Annotated in this window: 16 protein-coding genes; 10 read left to right on the top strand and 6 right to left on the bottom strand. The window is 48.5% G+C overall.

Going from position 1 to position 18334, the window contains the following annotated elements:
* Positions 1-99: 99 nt before the first annotated feature.
* A complete protein-coding gene (locus KNQ05_RS13435) occupies positions 100-2235 on the bottom strand; it encodes a (Fe-S)-binding protein (RefSeq protein ID WP_214805718.1) in 2136 nt (711 codons plus the stop codon).
* Between the two features lie 202 nt (positions 2236-2437).
* Here KNQ05_RS13435 and KNQ05_RS13430 point away from each other — a divergent pair, with 202 nt between their 5' ends.
* Complete coding sequence (locus KNQ05_RS13430) at positions 2438-2782, top strand: DUF2628 domain-containing protein (RefSeq protein WP_214805715.1); 345 nt, start codon at positions 2438-2440, stop codon at positions 2780-2782.
* An 87-nt stretch (positions 2783-2869) separates the two neighbouring features.
* On the opposite strand, the gene KNQ05_RS13425 is transcribed toward KNQ05_RS13430, so the two are convergent.
* The 5 genes from KNQ05_RS13425 to KNQ05_RS13405 all read right to left on the bottom strand — a co-directional run bounded on the left by KNQ05_RS13425 (position 2870) and on the right by KNQ05_RS13405 (position 8208).
* A complete protein-coding gene (locus KNQ05_RS13425) occupies positions 2870-3913 on the bottom strand; it encodes a zinc-binding dehydrogenase (RefSeq protein WP_214805712.1) in 1044 nt (347 codons plus the stop codon).
* Positions 3914-3934: 21 nt separating this feature from the next.
* Positions 3935-5254, bottom strand: coding sequence for an APC family permease (locus KNQ05_RS13420; protein WP_214767716.1), 1320 nt, complete (start codon positions 5252-5254; stop codon positions 3935-3937).
* A gap of 182 nt (positions 5255-5436) precedes the next feature.
* On the bottom strand, positions 5437-5856 hold the full coding sequence (locus KNQ05_RS13415; protein WP_088836113.1) for a hypothetical protein: 420 nt from the start codon (positions 5854-5856) through the stop codon (positions 5437-5439).
* Entirely contained in the window at positions 5846-6268 is a 423-nt protein-coding gene (locus tag KNQ05_RS13410; protein WP_239456799.1) for a YwiB family protein, read from the bottom strand. Before KNQ05_RS13410 ends, KNQ05_RS13415 begins: the two co-directional genes overlap by 11 nt.
* Before the next feature lie 239 nt (positions 6269-6507).
* Complete coding sequence (locus KNQ05_RS13405; RefSeq protein ID WP_214767714.1) at positions 6508-8208, bottom strand: glycoside hydrolase family 13 protein; 1701 nt, start codon at positions 8206-8208, stop codon at positions 6508-6510.
* Between the two features lie 361 nt (positions 8209-8569).
* Here KNQ05_RS13405 and KNQ05_RS13400 point away from each other — a divergent pair, with 361 nt between their 5' ends.
* The 9 genes from KNQ05_RS13400 (at position 8570) to KNQ05_RS15840 (ending at position 18322) form a co-directional block, all read left to right on the top strand.
* A complete protein-coding gene (locus tag KNQ05_RS13400; protein WP_088836111.1) occupies positions 8570-10009 on the top strand; it encodes an NAD-dependent succinate-semialdehyde dehydrogenase in 1440 nt (479 codons plus the stop codon).
* A complete protein-coding gene (locus KNQ05_RS13395; RefSeq protein ID WP_214767711.1) occupies positions 10006-11631 on the top strand; it encodes an acetolactate synthase large subunit in 1626 nt (541 codons plus the stop codon). The genes KNQ05_RS13400 and KNQ05_RS13395 overlap by 4 nt, the downstream gene beginning before the upstream one ends.
* Before the next feature lie 4 nt (positions 11632-11635).
* On the top strand, positions 11636-11962 hold the full coding sequence (ytxJ, locus tag KNQ05_RS13390; RefSeq protein ID WP_029332401.1) for a bacillithiol system redox-active protein YtxJ: 327 nt from the start codon (positions 11636-11638) through the stop codon (positions 11960-11962).
* 226 nt (positions 11963-12188) lie between these two features.
* Positions 12189-13721, top strand: a complete 1533-nt coding sequence (locus KNQ05_RS13385) for a DHA2 family efflux MFS transporter permease subunit (protein WP_088836109.1) — start codon at positions 12189-12191, stop codon at positions 13719-13721.
* 128 nt (positions 13722-13849) lie between these two features.
* Positions 13850-14146, top strand: a complete 297-nt coding sequence (locus KNQ05_RS13380) for a metal-sensitive transcriptional regulator (RefSeq protein WP_088836108.1) — start codon at positions 13850-13852, stop codon at positions 14144-14146.
* Between the two features lie 12 nt (positions 14147-14158).
* The gene (locus KNQ05_RS13375) at positions 14159-16291 is read left to right on the top strand and encodes a heavy metal translocating P-type ATPase (protein WP_214802819.1); all 2133 of its coding nucleotides are present in this window, start codon (positions 14159-14161) and stop codon (positions 16289-16291) included.
* Complete coding sequence (locus KNQ05_RS13370) at positions 16288-16494, top strand: cation transporter (protein WP_088836106.1); 207 nt, start codon at positions 16288-16290, stop codon at positions 16492-16494. Before KNQ05_RS13375 ends, KNQ05_RS13370 begins: the two co-directional genes overlap by 4 nt.
* Before the next feature lie 86 nt (positions 16495-16580).
* Complete coding sequence (locus KNQ05_RS13365) at positions 16581-16805, top strand: hypothetical protein (RefSeq protein WP_029332396.1); 225 nt, start codon at positions 16581-16583, stop codon at positions 16803-16805.
* Positions 16806-17014: 209 nt separating this feature from the next.
* Positions 17015-18322, top strand: coding sequence for a globin-coupled sensor protein (locus tag KNQ05_RS15840; protein WP_088836105.1), 1308 nt, complete (start codon positions 17015-17017; stop codon positions 18320-18322).
* Positions 18323-18334 lie beyond the last annotated feature (12 nt).

Raw genomic sequence — 18334 nt, 5'->3', positions numbered from 1 at the left:
AACCGTACAGTACAACGTTGTGCTTGCTTTGAAACATGTATTCACAAAAAAAGACCACTCGCCGGTCTTCCGTGACGAAGACGCGCAAGTGGTCATTACTCATACCGTAGCGATTGATTCTTTCATCGGTGTCCCGACGATTGAACGTTCGAGCAATTCGACGACGTCGTATGTTGCGACGGATTCATCGACTTCTTTTGCTTTCGTTCCATCGCTGAGCATCGTCAGACAGTATGGACAAGCAGAACCGATGACAGATGGTTGCACCGTCAACAGCTGTTCCGTCCGAGCGACGTTGACACGGGCTCCGACTTTTTCTTCTTGCCACATCATCCCGCCGCCTGCACCACAGCACATCCCTTTTTCCCGGTTCCGCTCCGTCTCGACGAGCGTGATTCCTGGAATTTTTTCAAGAATGTAACGGGGAGCGTCGTAGATGTCGTTGTACCGTCCGAGGTAACACGAGTCATGATAGACGACACGTTCTTTGACTTCATGCATCGGCGTGATCCGTTTGTCGTCAATCAAGCGCGCCAGTAACTCCGTATGGTGATAGACTTCGACGTCCGGACTGAGTCCGAAGTCCGGATATTCGTTTTTGAACGTGTTGTAGGCGTGCGGATCAATTGTGACGATTTTTTTGACACCATATTTTTCAAACGACTTGATGTTCGCTTCCGCAAGTTCTTGGAACAAAACTTCGTTCCCGATCCGGCGTGGCGTGTCACCCGAGTTCTTTTCATCATTTCCGAGAATCGCGAACGAGATGTTTGCTTCGTTCAGAATGCGGGCGAATGCCATCGCGATTTTTTGACTGCGGCTGTCATACGAGCCCATCGCACCGACCCAGAAGAGGTACTCGAATTCTTCACCAGCTTTTTTCTTTTCTTTCGCCGTTGGAACAACGAGTTCTTTGCGCGTTTTGCGCCAGTTTTCACGTTCTTTCCGGTTCATCCCCCATGGATTTCCTTGACGTTCGATGTTTGCCATCGTCCGTTGTATCTCCGGATCCATTTTTCCTTCCATCATGACGAGATGGCGACGTAAGTCGATGATCTTGTCGACATGTTCATTCATGACCGGGCATTGATCTTCACAGTTACGGCATGTCGTACATGCCCAGATTTCTTCTTCCGTGATGACATTGCCAATCAACGAATCGGGTACGATGTCCATTTGACCGGTTGCAGCAAGGGACGCAATCTGATTCCCTTGTGATCCGTCAAAGGCAAAGGCAGGTGCCCACGGTGATTTTTGTGTGATCGCTGCCGTCTTCATGTTGAGGTGATCCCGCAGCTTGACGATTAAGTCCATCGGCGACAGCATCTTCCCTGTTCCGCTCGCCGGGCACATATTCGTACAGCGTCCGCATTCGACGCAGGCATACAGATCGACCAATTGTTTTTGGTTGAAGTCTTCAATTTTATTGACCCCGAAACTAAATTCGGCATCGTCATCTTCCGCTTCTTCCATGACAGACAAGTCGATCGGTGCAAGGCGGCCGACTTTTGACGTCCGACCGAGCCAGACATTGGCCGTACCGGCGATTAAGTGGGCATGTTTGCCTTGCGGGATGTAGACCATGAAGCTGAGTAAGAACAGTAAATGGGCCCACCAGAAGAAGACGAACAGTCCGAATGCGACTTGTTCCGGTACCCAGCTGAACAAGAAGGCGATAGCAGACGCAACGGGTTCACCGAGTGTCGAATGATTTTCATAGACGAGGAAAAATCCGTTGCCGAATAAAACTGCGACCATCAATCCACCGATAAAGATTAAGGCGAGTCCTGCCATGAAGTTTCGTTTTAAGCGCACCAGTTTCTCGACATAGCGACGGTAGAATCCCCAAACGACCGCAACCAAGATGACGAGCATGACGATTTCCTGGAAGAACGTAAAGATTGGATAAAGTGGACCGAGTGGAATGTGTGGAAAACGTTGTCCGATTGCGAGTCCCTTCCAGATGAAATCAATCGCTCCGAACTGGACAAGTAAGAAGCCGTAGAACATCATGACGTGAATCGTCCCACTCTTTTTATCCTTAAGTAATTTCTTTTGTCCAAAGACGTTCACGAGTACCGAATTGAACCGTTCTTTATTCGTTATATCCCATTCCGCCTTTTTCCCCCGACGAATCGCTTCGTAACGGCTCTTGACGAGCGTCACGAATAGATAACCTGCATACCCGACGATGAGCAGGAAGGCAATCCAGTTAATCAGTAAAAATGTCCCCATGAAACAAGCCCCTTTCCCCCTAAAGCAGTTGTATTGAGATGAGTATAGCATATAATGAATGACTATTCATTCATTATTTTGATATTTTTGGTTACGGTTAAACATTGACTTTTCCTATTAAAATCTTAGTTCATTTTGAAATATAAGTCAGGTAAACTAAAAAAGCTGATTTATTTACATATTTAATAGGAGGTTTTTGGTTATGAAAGGGATTTTGCAACATCCGAGTGGTTTAGTAAAAGAAGTAAAAGCCGGTTTCTCATGGACGACGTTCTTTTTTGGGTTTTTCCCGGCGTTTTTCCGCGGTGATTTTAAATGGGGTTTGATTCAACTTGTTCTCGGTTTCATCGCAGCATTTGCGACAGCCGGCATCCTGAGTATCGTAATCAATATCGCGTTTGCTTTCCTATACAACAAGCTTTACATCAACGATTTAATCGAAAAAGGCTATCGCCCGATTGATCAGTCGTTCCAACAATCGTTACGCCAACGCGGCATCCACGCTAAACTCTTATCCGAAACAGAACGGACAGAAGCTGCGTTTTGATTTTTCTTTTTAACACATACAAAAAAACCGACAGCTTCTCACTTTCCAAGGAAGGTCAGAATCCGTCGGTTTTTTGTATAAAGTTAATTATTCGCCCGTTGGCAACAAAACGATTTTCCCAAGCTTCCCCGCTTCCTTAAAATACGTCTGCGCTGCCCCCGCTTCCTCGAGCGGAAACGTCCGGTCGATGACGGGTTCGAGTTTCCCGGCGGCAATCGCTTCAAGCATCCGTCCGTATTCTGCGCGCGTTCCGAGAACAGAACCATACAGCGTCAAGTGCTTCAAGTAGACCGTCCGGAAGTCGAGCTGTGTCTGCTGACCGCCGGCTGAACCGGAGATACAGAACTTCCCGCCATTTTTTAAGACGGCGAGTGAGGTCGCGAATAACGCGTCTCCGACGACATCGAGGACGGCATCAATGGGTCCACCGTTCGCCGCTCCAATATCATCTGCCAGCTGCTCTGATTTATACGAGAGGACGTGCGTCGCCCCGAACTGTTTTAACTGGTCGCTTACCGAAAGATCACCGACGAGGGCGATGACGTTTGCCTGAAAGACACGTGCGGCAATTTGAACGTTCAGTGAACCGACACCACCATTCGCCCCGGTCACGAGTACCGTTTGTCCCGGTTCCAGTTGGAGCTGCTCGACCATGTGCCACGCCGTCAAACCACTGACGGAGAAGATGGCACTTTTCGTGTAGTCGTCAAGCGGCATATCGTAACAGAGTTCAGCCGGCCAGACGACATAATCCGCGTAACCCCCGTCGTATTCCGAGCCGATGAACGACATATCTTGCGCGATATGCTCCGTTCCGTCCGGTCCGCTTGAGGTAAAGGGAAACAGGACGACGTCCCGCCCGATTTGTGTTTCTTCTACTCCCGTCCCGACTTTCACGATCCGTCCGCTAATATCAGAACCCGGGACGCGTGGAAACTGAACGCCTTCCGGTTTCCAACCCGATTTTGCGTCCGTCCCGTAGGCCCCTTCACGCATCCAAATTTCTGTATTGTTGATCGCACACGCTTTGACTTGTACGAGTACTTCTCCTGGACCGGGCTCAGGAATCGGACGCTCGACGACGGCGAGCTGGTCCACGTCCCCGTATCCTCTGACTTCGACTGCTTTCATGATCATCTCTCCCTTTCAAACTCACTCTGATTTATCGTTTGACGCATCCTCTTCATCGACATGCTTCAAGAACAGCCGTTCACCAAAGAAGACGACGGCGATGACGATCAGTGACACGACGACGACGAGCCAATCACTTGAGGCTTTGACGTAGACGAAGGCACCAAGGACAATCGCGTCAAGGATGATTGCACTGATGACGATGAATGGATTAACGCTCAACTCTTTCCGAAGATGTTTCAGCACACCGACATGAATGATGATATCCATGACGAGATATAAAATCGCGCCCATCGAGGCGATGCGTGTCAAGTCGAACAGCACCGTTAAGACCATCGCAATGACGATCGTATAAACTAACGTATGCTTTTGCACCGACCCCGGCATCCCGAAGTGTCGGTGCGGAATCAACGTCATGTCCGTCAACATCGCGAGCATCCGTGAGACAGCAAAGACACTGGCAATGATTCCGGAAATCGTCGCGAGGAGCGCGATTGACACCGTGAACCAGACACCGGCGTCACCAAGTGCCGGACGTGCCGCTTCCGCCAGAACATAATCCTTCGCATCGATAATTTCTTGGAGCGATAGACTGCTTGACACCGAGAAGGCGAGCAAGAGGTAAACGACCAGACTGATTAAAATCGACACGATGATTGCGATGCCGACGTTGCGTTTCGGATTGACGATTTCAGACCCGCTGTTCGTAATCGTCGTAAACCCTTTAAACGATAAAATCGTTAAGGCGACTGCCGCAATATAGCCGGTGATTGTGACATCGGGTGCACTCCCCGTCGTCTCCGGGACGAATGAAAAGCCACCGATGGATAACGCAATAATCGCAAAGACGACGAGTGCCGCGACCTTCAAGACCGAGGCGACAAGTGAAAAGGATTGAATGAAGGCATTCCCTGCGATATTGACTAAAAAGGCGAAGACCAACAAACCGACACCAAGTAAGGGAACGAGATAGTCGGCTTGATCCCCCGGGAATAATTGCAGTAAGTATGTCCCGAACGTCCGGGCGACCAAGCTTTGATTGATGACCATCGACAAGGCCATCAGTAAGGCGGCACCTGCTGTAATCGTTCCTTTCCCGTACGCTTTGACGAGGAACATTCCGATTCCGCCGGCAGACGGAAAGGCATTGCTCAGTTTGATGTAGGAATAGGCACTGAATGCCGTCACGATTCCACCGATGATGAAGATGAACGGAAACCATGTCCCGGACAGTTCTGCGACTTGCCCAAGCAAGGCAAAGATTCCGGCACTAATCATGACGCCTGTTCCGAGTCCGATGGCTCCTGTTAACTTGATGCTGTCTTTCTTGTATTCTGCCATTTTCCCCACTCCTCTCTATTGCAATCATTACCCTGAAAATTCTTAGGTTTAAACAGCGATCGAGAAATAGCGTGTCTGCAAACAATTTTTTGAACACAAATAGAGAGGGGGGCATCAAAACCCACCTCTCTATTTCGTCATCACCTTTAGCGTGGTAAAAAGCAATTCTGTCTAACCCGCCGTCATTCGAGACCCAACGCTTGCGGCAACTTGACTGCTTTTGTATACGCCGTCTGGTAATCTTTTTTCGCGACAGCTTGTTCGACTTGACGGAGCGCCGGGTGGTTTTCTTCTGCGAACGCACCGAGAATTGCGAGGTAGCGCTCGTAGACCGTTTCGTCCTCTTTTCGGGCGTGAAGTAACGCCGTATACAACATGACTGTATCTTCTCCGTACAGAACCGGCAATTCTTCATTGATTAACAACAATGAATCGATTGCGTCCGTCTCGACTTTCGGATTGTATTCCGTCATGACTTGTTCTGCGAGTGTCTCGAGCTGATCGCGCCACGCATTGTATTTATCCTCATCATTTTCCAACCACTCGAACCATTCCTCGTCGAGCATCTGTTCCATCTCTTTTACCGTTTGTTCAAACGCCATCTGTCTCACTCCGTTTCCATGTTAGTTCAATCGTATACGTTCCGACCGCCTGATGATTCATCATCAAGTCGTAGGTGAAGCGCATCTGTTGGTCGCGCATTTCAATCGTGTGGGTCTCCGTCTGCATCAACATCTGACCAAACTGACTTTCATATCCACTCTTTGTTTGTTGTCCTAAAATGAACACGTGGTGCATCGAGACAGGACCTTTACGGTTCAATGCAACTTGGTCATGCGACCATTTGATCGTCGTATCAATCGGTTGCTCGTCTTCTTGTACGAATTTTACCGCAAAACCGTCCTTCGTCTCGAATAGCATACCTTCTGCTTCGAGATCGACGGATTCACGCATCGCGTCATCTTGAATCGTCGTCACTTGCCGCAGCAGGACGGGATAACGTTTTGGTTTCACTTTTTATCACCTCATTGTCTAGCGTACACGATTTTTTCCTCATGCGCACGGTCGCAAACTGACAATCTACACAAAATAGCCTGACTCAAAAAGGATTCACTCTTTTCCAAATGTATCTTAGATATGTCTTAGAGCGTCAGGACCGAGATGAGGAGACATAGAAAATGCCAATGAACCCGTATCATAAACGGGATCATTGGCATTCGCTGCGTACAGGTCGGAACGTTCATCCCCGTTCCTTAACGTACCCGGTACAGACGTGCTTCGAATGGACGAAGCGCCAGTTCTGTTCCTTCGTGATAAGCCGTCACGTAGTTACCGAGAACGAGATTATCCGAATGGAGGATGATGTCCGTGTCGATGTCCGCTGCTTCACCTTTTAAGTTCGTGACGATTAAGAATTGTTCGTCACCGAGTGTCCGGGTGTAGGCGTAGACTTTTTCGTCGTCCGGTAAAATCAAATCATATTCTCCATAAATCAATGTTTCTTCTGCTTTACGAATTTGAATCATCCGTTTGTAGAAGTTAAGAATCGAATCTTCATCTGCTTGTTGCGACGCGACATTGATGTCAGCGTAGTTTGGATTGACACCGAACCATGGTGACTGCGTAGAGAAACCGCCGTTTTGCTCATTCGTCCACTGCATCGGTGTCCGTGAGTTGTCACGCGATGAGTTCCAGATGACTTCCATGATTTCTTCATGTGTCTTCCCGGAGCCCAGTTGCATGTCGTACATGTTTTTCGTCGCGACGTCATCATAATCCGTAATGTCCGGGAATTGAACGTTCGTCATCCCGATTTCCTGCCCTTGGTAGATGAATGGTGTGCCTTGCATGAAGAAGTACATCATCGCAAGCGACTTCGCACTTTCCTTCCAGTACTGCTCTTCATCTCCCCAAAGTGAAACGGAACGGACCTTATCGTGATTTTCAAGATAGAGTGCATTCCAGCCCGTTTCTTCAAGACCTTTTTGCCACTTCGTCAAAACTTGTTTCAGTTTGACGACGTCGACACCTTTTTCTGCATCTGACCGCCATAAGTCCATATGCTCGAACTGAAAGACCATGTTCATTTTTCCGTTCTCTTCGCCGACCCAAAGATCTGCTTCTTCCGGTGTAACACCATTCGCTTCACCGACTGTCATGATGTCGTACTTCGAAAACGTTTCGTCTTTGAGTTCTTCCAAGTACTCGTGGATGCCCTCAACGTTCATGTGCATCTCAAACGATGGCACGTGTGGCATCCCGAGTGGATTCGGTAAATCGGCAAATGATTGGTCTTTATTGATGTGGCTGATGGCATCGATTCGGAAACCATCAATTCCTTTATCGAGCCACCAGTTAATCATCGTATAGATCGCTTGACGCATGTCTTTGTTTTGCCAATTCAAATCCGGTTGGCGACGCGAAAAGACGTGTAAGAAATATTGTTCTGTCTTTTCATCATATTCCCACGCGGATCCGCCGAAAATGCTTTCCCAGTTGTTCGGCTCCCCACCATTGACGGCATCTTTCCAGATGTACCAGTCGCGTTTCTCATTCTCTTTTGAAGAACGGGATTCTAGGAACCAAGGATGCTCATCTGATGTGTGGTTGACGACAAGATCGAGTAAGACTTTAATATCACGTTTGTGCGCTTCTTCCATTAAGAGGTTGAAGTCTGCCATCGTCCCGAACTCATCCATGATATCTTCGTAATCACTAATGTCATAACCATTGTCGTCATTTGGCGATTTAAACATCGGACAAATCCAAAGAACGTCGACACCTAAATCTTTCAAATAATCAAGTTTTGCGATGATACCCGGAATATCGCCGATTCCATCGTTGTTTGCGTCATAAAAGCTTCGTGGGTAGATTTGGTAAGCGACAGCTTCTTTCCACCAAGCTCGTGTTAAGGTTTTTTGGGCCGTTTCTGGGCGCGGTATCATTTGTGTCATCGTATATAAATCCTCTCATCGGTCTGTCTTAGTCCATTGATTTTTTTCATCATAATTGCTCATTTGTTATAAGGGTGATCGATTCATTTCTTTTAGCGCAATCGATTGCGCAAATACTCTACCTTCATCTTATCAAATACACATGCAATGTCAACGTTCCCGGTCTGTTTCCGGCACTTCAAAGTGATGACGTTTGTTAACAATATTTCAGTCATGCGTACATTACAGTTACTGAATTATCCTACACTCTTTATCGGTCGATTTCTAGCCTTTTGCATGAAGTTCTGTCGAAAGATGAATCTTTTTTTCCTCGTTCGGGTATATTCTTAACAATGCAAATAAAAAAGGGGGATTTTGTAAGATGGACGGACAATTTTTAATTGATGGAAAGTGGCTTGATCATAATCGTGAACGGACGGACGTCAAAAATCCCGCAACCGGGGAAGTCGTCGGGAGTGTCCCGAACGGAACGAAATCGGATGTCAATGACGCCGTCGAAGCGGCACGCGAGGCGTTTCCGGCTTGGTCGAAACGAAGTGTCTATGAACGGGCTGAACTGCTTGAGAAGCTTTACGAGAAGATGATTGAGAAAAAAGATGAACTCGCCCGCTTGATGACACTTGAAATGGGGAAACCGCTCGCAGAATCTGAAGGTGAGGTCCAGTATGCGGCAAACTTCGTCAAGTGGTTCGCTGAAGAAGGAAAACGTGCTTATGGACGCATCATTCCCTCGCACGATACGAACAAACGGCTTCATGTCATCACACAACCGGTCGGTGTCGTCGCTGCCATCACACCCTGGAATTTCCCTGCTGCGATGATTACACGGAAAATGGCACCGGCACTCGTTGCAGGCTGTACGTTTATCCTGAAGCCACCTACTGCGACACCACTGACTGCCCTGCGCCTGCTTGAACTTTGTCAGGAAGTCGGGATACCGGATGGCGTCGTCAATGCCGTCACAGGAAGCGGAAAAGAGCTTGGGGAATCGCTCGCAACGCATCCGCATATCGACAAAATCACATTTACAGGCTCAACAGAAGTGGGTCGGACATTGATGGCCCAAGGTGCTGAGACGATCAAAGCGATGTCACTCGAACTCGGCGGACACGCTCCGATTCTTGTTTTTGATGACTGTGACCTTGATCTCGCCGTCGCGGAAACGATCAAGTCGAAATTCCGTAATGGTGGACAAACGTGCGTCTGCGGGAACCGGATCTACGTCTCCGATTCAATCTATGATACGTTCGTCGAAAAACTGGGCGAAGCGACAGCGAAGCTCAAAACCGGGAACGGACTCGACGAAACAACGAACATCGGTCCGATGATCAATCAAGCCGGTTATGACAAAGTCAAAAAACACGTCGACAATGCGACGTCAGCCGGTGCCCGTATCGTCACAGGTGGGACTGGAACGACAGATGAAGAAAAAGATGTCTACTATTATGAAGCGACGGTCCTCGCCGATGTCACACCGCAAATGTTAATCATGAATGAAGAAACATTCGGTCCCGTTGCTCCCGTTCAACGTGTCAGCTCTGACGAAGAGGCCATTCGTTATGCAAACCAAACGCCGTTCGGTCTTGCATCTTACGTCTTTACGAATAACTATGCCCGCGCGATGCGGACGATTGAACAATTGAACTACGGCATCGTCGGTTGGAATGATGGTGTTCCCTCTGCCGCACAAGCACCATTCGGCGGTATGAAGCAGTCAGGAATCGGACGCGAAGGTGGATCGGAAGGTCTCGAAGCGTACCTTGAAACCAAATATGTTTCGATTGGAGGAATGGACGCATGAATGCGGCAGAACGGTTCGTCGCCTGCCTCGAAGCAGAAGGGGTCACGCACATCTTTGGCGTCCCGGGAGAAGAAAACATTACGTTACTCGACGCCATCAGTGAATCGGATATTACGTTCATCACGACACGCCATGAAACAAATGCTGCGTTTATGGCAGCGATGTTCGGTCGCTTAAGCGGTCGTGCCGGTGTTTGCTTATCGACGCTCGGACCAGGTGCGACGAACATGATGACGGGCATCGCAAGTGCAACGATGGACCACTCGCCTGTTGTCGCGATTACGGGACAAGGAGCGACATGGCGCCAGCACAAGGCATCCCATCAAATGTTCGATTTAGTCGAGATGTACCGACCGATCACGAAGTCGAGTACATCGGTCGTCTCAGGAGAAGTCATCCCGGAAATCGTGCGTCAAGCGTTCGCCCAGTCTTGTTGTGATAAGCCGGGTGCGACACATATTTCTTTTCCGGAAGATATTGCAAAGGCAGATGTCGATGCCAAGACACCACTTTTACGCGACAGTGAACCGGATACGTTACACCCGACATCCGTCAAAGACAGCGCGGTCTTAAAACAAATCGAACAAGCGGAACGGCCCGTCGTGATTGCCGGATTTGGAATCAACCGGAGCGAAGCGACCGCTGTGTTCCGAACGTTCGTTGAAAAGCTTGGAGCACCTGTTGTCGAGACGATGATGGGTAAAGGGGTCATCTCCTCGCAACATGCGCTCGCCGCCCATACAATCGGTTTACCGAATACCGACTACAATCAACGGATTCTTGACCAAAGCGATCTCATCATCGCCATCGGTTACGATATTACCGAGTTGCCGCCTTCGAAGTGGAATCCGGACCGGACACCTGTCATCCACATCGACACGAACCGGCATGAGATTGACCAGTATTATCCTGTCGTTGCGAACTTGGTTGGTCCGCTGTCTGATTCGTTACGTCTGTTAGCAGAAGCGATTCCGACGCGGGCCTGGGAAGGTTGGCAGGCGGACCGTGATACGTTGCGGCAAGAAATTCAAGCAACGTATTCGATGGCATTGCCCCTCCACCCTCAAAGTATCGTTCGTGCCCTCGAGAAGGCGACGGGTGAAGACGGCATGTTGTTCTCAGACGTCGGGGCCCATAAAGTTTGGCTCGGTCGTCATTTCCAAACGACGCGTCCTAATCAATTATTCATCTCCAACGGCTTTTCTTCGATGGGCTATGGTCTGTCGAGCGCGATTGCTGCAAAACTGCTGCACCCGGAGCGTCGGGTGCTCTGTGCTTCTGGTGATGGTGCATTCTTAATGAATGGTCAAGACCTCGAGACAGCAGTTCGTTTGAAACTCCCCATCACTGTCGTCATTTGGCGTGATGGCACGTACGGCTTGATTGAATGGAAACAACAGCAGGCTTATGGCCGGGCACCGTTTACAGAATTCGATAACCCTGATCTCGTCGAACTCGCGACGGCTTTCGGTGCACTCGGACTTCGTGTCGGAGAACACGGCAGTCTCTCAAACTGTCTCGAACAGGCTCAGAACAGTGACGGACCTGTTTTGATTGACTGTCCGGTCGATTACAGGGAAAATCTAAAGTTAAGCGAACGTCTACGGACGTATGGAGGATGATACTATGCCACAACTTAGAAAACTTCAATCGATTTCTGACTTTGATCAATTCGTTTCCGAACACGACTCGTTCGTGATTTGTAAACACAGTACGACCTGTCCAATCAGTGCCGCCGGTTTTTCTGAATACACGAAATTTGCTGACGCGACGTCAGTACCGACTGCCTACTTGCTCGTCCAAGAAGCACGGACGCTGTCGAATCACATCGCCGAACATTACAATGTTCGTCATGAATCACCACAAGTCATCTTCATCGAAAAAGGACGTGCGACTTGGTCCGCAGCTCATTATGACATTACAAATGATGCCCTAAACACGCATGTCGGCTGAGACCTTTCATCACTACTGACGGTTTACAAAAAACATCTTACTCTTTTTTAGAGTCGGGTGTTTTTTTACTTTCAACAAGCTTCAGAGCCATTCGTTCTTCATTAAAAATAAAATTACCTTTCTTAGTTATTAATGTTTGTATTTATCTTGAAATCAGATTAAGATATACAACAGATATAACGACCGTATAGAAATGTGTACCGTCAGTTCATTAAGGAGGAAAATCATGCAACACAAAAAAACTGCTTCTAATCGTCCCCCCTACGGTATCCTTTCCGTATTGATGATTGGAGCCTTCATCGCTTTTTTAAATAACACGTTACTTAACATCGCCCTTCCTTCGATCATGAAGGATCTCAACATCGAAACATCGACCGTCCAGTGGCTGTCGACTGGTTTCATGCTCGTCAACGGGATTTTAATTCCGACATCTGCTTTTCTGATTCAAAAATTTTCTGTTCGTCGTCTATTCATCCTCGCGATGACATTATTCTCACTCGGTACAATCCTTGCTGGGTTCGCAAGTGAATTCCCCGTCCTGTTGGCAGGACGAATGATTCAGGCTTCTGGTTCAGCAATCATGATGCCGCTCTTGATGAACGTCATGCTCGTCAGTTTCCCGATTGAAAAACGCGGGACGGCGATGGGCTTCTTCGGGCTCATTATGATGGGTGCACCCGCAATCGGACCGACTTTGTCAGGCTGGATCATCGAACACTATGATTGGCGGATGTTATTCCACTTCATCACACCAATCGCTTTAGTCGTTCTCGTTGCCGGAATCGTCTTACTCCGTGACGTCAAAGAACGGTCGGATGCTAAACTCGACTTCATGTCAGTTGTTTTATCCTCATTCGGTTTCGGTGGACTCCTATACGGGTTTAGTTCTGCCGGTTCTAAAGGGTGGGACAGCCCACACGTCACAATCGCGCTGACAATCGGTGTGATTGCGCTCGTTTCTTTCATCCTGCGTCAGTTACGGATGGAGCGTCCGATGTTGAACTTCAAAATTTATCAGTATCCGATGTTCGCTCTCTCATCTGCCATTTCAATCGTCGTCACGGTGGCGATGTTCTCCGGGATGCTGCTCTTACCGATCTACGTCCAAAATATCCGTGGCATTTCTCCACTCGATGCAGGGTTGATGTTACTACCGGGAGCCATCCTCATGGCAGTCATGTCACCGATCAACGGGAAGTTGTTCGATAAGATTGGCGGACGCCCACTCGCAATCACCGGTCTCTTCATCACTGTCGTCACGAGTTATTTCTTCAGTCAACTGAAGATGGACACGACGTATACACACTTAATCATCTTGTATTCACTCCGGATGTTCGGGATGTCGATGGTCATGATGCCCGTCTCGACAAACGGCTTAAACCAGTTACCGACGCGCTACTATCCGCACGGAACGGCAATGAACAATACGTTGCAGCAAGTATCCGGCGCCATCGGAACGGCATTACTCGTTACGATCATGTCGACGCATGCGAAGACACGTGGGACGGAACTTGCCGAAGAGGCCGCTAAAAACATGACAAGTCAACCGACAGCAGAGGCTGCTGCTGCGTTGAAACAACAAATCATGATGCAAGCGACACTGGACGGCATCAATTACGCCTTCCTCATTTCGACGTTCATTGCGGGTGTTGCGTTCATCCTTTCGTTCTTCATAAAACGAGCGACGCAAGCGGAAGATATCATCAGTGGTCGTTCGCGCAACGAACAAATCATCAAACCTCAAGTGTCTAATCAATAAGGTCCGACTGAATACGCCATCCCATTCGGGTGGCGTATTTTTTTAATCCTGCAAATCAATATACTTGTACCCCCTACCCCTATATGATACAGTGTAGACATCAACCACCAACAGAAAGAGGTGTTCCTATGCAACACGATCATCCACTCGTCCCCCGCTCTTCTGAAGAGCAGGACGCATTGACTAAACGTTTGAAGCGTATCGAAGGGCAAGTCCGTGGTATCGCCAACATGGTCGCTGAAGATCGGTATTGTATCGATATTTTGACACAGACGGCATCGATTCAAGCCGCTCTTCGTCAAGTCGAACTGCAAGTCATCGAACGTCATGTGAAGATGTGTATGCATGATGCAGCTACCGGACAGAAAGACACAGATCTTTATGTCGACGAACTGATGTCCGTCATCGCCCGACTCAAAAAGTAAGGAGGTATACGTATGTCAAAAACAATCGAATTGAACATCGAAGGCATGACATGCGCCGCCTGTTCAGCCCGAATCGAAAAAGTCCTGAACCGGATGGACGGTGTCGATGCGACGGTCAACTTACCACTCGAGACGGCGCGGATTGCAGTCCCCGACGAACTCGATGAACAAGCAATCATTGATAAAATCAAGAAGGTCGGTTACGGCGCGACCATTAAGTCGGCCCCTCATGAAACAGTGCAAGATCGGCGGATGCTCTATCGTTTTTTCATCGCCGCCTTGTTGTCGTTACCGCTCTTACTCAGTATGGTGTCGCACATTCCAAATAGTCCGGTCCATCTGACGTTCCTGATGAATCCGTGGCTCCAGTTCGCACTGGCTACACCCGTTCAATTCATTATCGGGGCGCCATTCTATGTCGGTGCCTATAAGAGTCTCCGGAGCGGTAGTGCCAACATGGATGTCCTCGTCGCACTTGGGACGTCTGCCGCTTACTTTTATTCGGTCGCAGAAATGCTCATCCATCCGGCAATGCCGAACCTTTATTTTGAAACAAGTGCCATCTTAATCACGCTCGTCCTTCTCGGTAAAGTACTCGAAGATCGGGCAAAACAACAAACAACCGGTGCAATCAAAAGTCTCTTGTCCCTGCAGGCAACGGATGCCGTCGTCCTCGACAATGGCACGGAACGAACTGTCGCGATTGATCAGATTCAACCAGGCATGCAGATCGTCGTCAAACCGGGACAGAAAATTCCGATGGACGGGATGATTTTATCCGGTGATGCCTATCTCGATGAATCGATGCTGACCGGTGAACCGCTTCCTGCGCATAAAGGTGCCGATGATACCGTCATTGGTGGAACCTTGAATACGAATGGGAATTTGTTGATTGAAGCAACGAAAGTCGGTCAGGAGACGATGCTTGCGAACATCATCCGCGTCGTTGAACAAGCGCAGACAGAAAAAGCGCCAATCCAACGACAAGCCGACCGGATTTCAGGCATCTTCGTGCCAATCGTCGTCGCCATCGCCCTCATCACACTTGGTGCCTGGTGGTTGACGACTGGATCATTCGCTGAAGCAATTCGTCCTGCAATCGCTGTTCTCGTCATCGCTTGTCCCTGTGCATTAGGACTCGCGACCCCGACATCGATCATGGTCGGAACGGGTAAAGGTGCTGAGCATGGTGTGCTTTTTAAAGGCGGTGCCCAGCTTGAATCGTTACAACATGTCGATGCCGTCGTTTTCGATAAAACAGGTACACTAACCGTCGGACGCCCTGTCGTCGTCGAGACGTTCGGGAACGAACAAGCACTCGACTTCGCAGCAGCCATCGAAAAAAAATCAGAGCATCCGCTCGCTCATGCCATCACGGAAGAACGTGATGTCGTGTTCGATATCGAACAGTTTCAAGTCGATGCCGGTCGTGGTGTCAGCGGGATGATTCTCGGTCGCAACATCCTGGTTGGTTCTGAACGAATGATGCGGGATCAACAGTTCGATGTCCCGGACTGGTCTTCTGCCGGCGCGACATTCGTCTATGTCGCCGTCGACGGGCACGTTGAAGCCGGTTATGCGATTCGCGATGAACTGAAGCCGACGACGAAACACGTCATCACTCAAATTCAACAGACAAAAGCAGTCTATCTCTTGACGGGTGACCGAAAAGACGTTGCCCTCAATCTAGCGACGGAACTCGGTATTCCAACAGACCATGTGTTTGCAGATGTCTTACCCATCGAAAAAGCCGATCACATCAAAGCCCTTCAAGATGCGGGACACCGCGTCGCCATGGTTGGTGACGGAATTAACGATGCGCCAGCGCTTGCGACGGCTGACGTCGGAATCGCTCTTGGTAGCGGGACGGATGTCGCCTTAGAAGCAGCTGACGTCACACTGCTTGGACACGATTTACAACAAGTCGCGACGGCGATTCGGTTGAGTGAACAGACGATGAAGAACATTCGCCAAAATCTCTTTTTCGCACTCGCCTATAATACGATCGGAATCCCCGTTGCTTTTCTCGGACTGCTCGCTCCGTGGCTCGCCGGAGCAGCGATGGCATTTAGCTCTGTTTCCGTCGTCACGAATGCGTTACGCTTAAAACGTACCCCACTCACTAAAGGAGGAACTCACTCATGAAAGAAACGACTTTAAACGTCATCGGTATGACATGTAACCACTGTAAAGCAAGTGTCGAATCAGCACTGAACGAACTGGACGGCGTCACAACGGCGACTGTTTCGCTCTCTGACAATTCAGTCACTGTCGTCCATGAGGATGTCACACAAGAACGTCTCGTCGAAACCATCGAAGAAATCGGCTATGACGTCGCGCCCGCTTAATTTTCTCAAGTCAAACTGTTGCTACCGCACAGTTTGGCTTTTTTAATTGCGGAAAAAGGGGAATGGACTAACAAGGAGGGGTTCGTATGGTACCGAAAATCGAATTCGTACAACACTTCGACGACAACAAAGGAAAACGATTTAAAATCGAACTTTGGAATCTCGGAACCTTCACATTTAGTGCCGAATCAGCCAAAGGCCCCGTCACGCGGTTTAGTTCGATTGATATCCAGTTCATTCAATCGTGCGTTAGCCGGATGCGGGCACTTAACGATGCAAAACAAGCCTTCCAAGAAGATCAACCGGTCTAACTTTCTTTCACTTTCTCTTTAAAAATACATGATGTACGATCGAACACGCTTCCGCTCATGATCCAGGATCATGAGCTTTTTTCGTTTAAGGTCAATATTTTTTAACTTCTAGAGAGTTTCCTTCTAAAAAAGATACTGTTTTTTCCTTTAGCAACCGATAAAGAATAAGACTATTACATTCTTAATTTGAAGAAAATCGGAGGCTTACTGTGCGCAACCCATTTAAAACTAAATCATCAAGCTCAACCTATCAGGCAAAAATCGGATTTCCCGATAAAAAATTCATTACAAAAACAAGTGATCCCACTTTAGCAGGACGCCTTGAATATATGGGCTACACTGAAGAACAATTGCAAACGTTAAAAGCGATGGCTCCTGTCGTCAATTCTGTATTAGACGAAGTCCTCGAACAAGTACTTGACCAACTCCTTCTCCACCCGGAAATGGTGCAGATTGCTGAAAATGCTTCGACACGTCAACGCCTGAAAAAAGTATTTGCCGACTATTTCGGTAGCCTCTTGACCGGAAATATGGACGAGAAGTTTCTTGCGATGCGAAAACGCATGGGTAAAACGCATAACCGGAATTTCGTCCCTGTTACGTGGTTCATCGCTTCTTACGCAGCATTCAACACCTTACTGATTCCTAAAGTCGTCGAGCATTTCCAGGAAGATCCGGAGCAACTTGCAACAGCAATCCTCGCGTTGACTCATGCGATGAACTTGGATGCGCAAATCGTTACAAGTCAGTATGTCGACGCACGATTAGAAGAAGTAGGTGCAGCCAATGAAGCACGCACACGACTTCTGCAAGACGTCGTCCGTGTCAGCCAGGAGGTCGCGAGTACGGTCGAACAAACAGAAGGGGCCATTCTCGAAACGAGTCAACGGGCGACACAAATCTTATCCGAGACGGATCAGACCGAGAAAACAAGTCGCAATCTCGTTGGCTTAACATCAGAAAATGAAGCACAGATGGACAAAATGGAACAACAATTCGTCCAATCGACGGGTCAAGTCAATACATCATTAACAAGCATCCAACAGTTAAAAACGACATCTGACGAAATCGTCAAGATGACACAAGGTATCGAAGACATCGCGAACCAAACGAATCTCTTAGCTTTAAACGCCTCAATCGAAGCAGCACGTGCCGGTGAGCATGGGAAAGGATTCTCTGTCGTCGCAATCGAAGTCCGTAACCTCGCTGAAAATGCGAAATTGTTAAGCAGCAGCATTAATACGCTCATCCAAAAAAATAATGTCAACATTACTCAACTCGTCTCACAGATGGAAGACATCACACGTTCGAACTCCGCCTCTCGGACAGAACTGCAACAAGTGAAGAGTGGGATTCACACAGTGAAAAAAGAGATGGAGAATTACTTGGAGATGTTCGGGCGCAATAAGAACGACTTAGGCCAAATCGTTCAGACGATTCAAGGAATCAGTCAAACGACACAAGGTCTCTCGGCTTTGACAACGAACCTCGTCGCAGCATCGGAATCGAACGCGTAAGTTTTTTTGATT

The sequence above is a fragment of the Exiguobacterium sp. s125 genome, assembly GCF_018618605.1.
In the GTDB taxonomy this organism is placed as follows: Bacteria; Bacillota; Bacilli; order Exiguobacteriales; family Exiguobacteriaceae; genus Exiguobacterium_A; species Exiguobacterium_A oxidotolerans.
The sequence above is the reverse complement of the archived record's forward strand: the minus strand, read 5'-3'. Positions and strand labels throughout refer to the sequence as shown.

What these genes read in the sequence shown, in the direction of transcription:
- KNQ05_RS13435 (WP_214805718.1), bottom strand. Translation starts at nt 2,235, where the DNA reads ATGGGGACATTTTTACTGATTAACTGGATTGCCTTCCTGCTCATCGTC.
- KNQ05_RS13430 (WP_214805715.1), top strand. Translation starts at nt 2,438, where the DNA reads ATGAAAGGGATTTTGCAACATCCGAGTGGTTTAGTAAAAGAAGTAAAA.
- KNQ05_RS13425 (WP_214805712.1), bottom strand. Translation starts at nt 3,913, where the DNA reads ATGAAAGCAGTCGAAGTCAGAGGATACGGGGACGTGGACCAGCTCGCC.
- KNQ05_RS13420 (WP_214767716.1), bottom strand. Translation starts at nt 5,254, where the DNA reads ATGGCAGAATACAAGAAAGACAGCATCAAGTTAACAGGAGCCATCGGA.
- KNQ05_RS13415 (WP_088836113.1), bottom strand. Translation starts at nt 5,856, where the DNA reads ATGGCGTTTGAACAAACGGTAAAAGAGATGGAACAGATGCTCGACGAG.
- KNQ05_RS13405 (WP_214767714.1), bottom strand. Translation starts at nt 8,208, where the DNA reads ATGACACAAATGATACCGCGCCCAGAAACGGCCCAAAAAACCTTAACA.
- KNQ05_RS13400 (WP_088836111.1), top strand. Translation starts at nt 8,570, where the DNA reads ATGGACGGACAATTTTTAATTGATGGAAAGTGGCTTGATCATAATCGT.
- KNQ05_RS13395 (WP_214767711.1), top strand. Translation starts at nt 10,006, where the DNA reads ATGAATGCGGCAGAACGGTTCGTCGCCTGCCTCGAAGCAGAAGGGGTC.
- ytxJ (WP_029332401.1), top strand. Translation starts at nt 11,636, where the DNA reads ATGCCACAACTTAGAAAACTTCAATCGATTTCTGACTTTGATCAATTC.
- KNQ05_RS13385 (WP_088836109.1), top strand. Translation starts at nt 12,189, where the DNA reads ATGCAACACAAAAAAACTGCTTCTAATCGTCCCCCCTACGGTATCCTT.
- KNQ05_RS13380 (WP_088836108.1), top strand. Translation starts at nt 13,850, where the DNA reads ATGCAACACGATCATCCACTCGTCCCCCGCTCTTCTGAAGAGCAGGAC.
- KNQ05_RS13375 (WP_214802819.1), top strand. Translation starts at nt 14,159, where the DNA reads ATGTCAAAAACAATCGAATTGAACATCGAAGGCATGACATGCGCCGCC.
- KNQ05_RS13370 (WP_088836106.1), top strand. Translation starts at nt 16,288, where the DNA reads ATGAAAGAAACGACTTTAAACGTCATCGGTATGACATGTAACCACTGT.
- KNQ05_RS13365 (WP_029332396.1), top strand. Translation starts at nt 16,581, where the DNA reads ATGGTACCGAAAATCGAATTCGTACAACACTTCGACGACAACAAAGGA.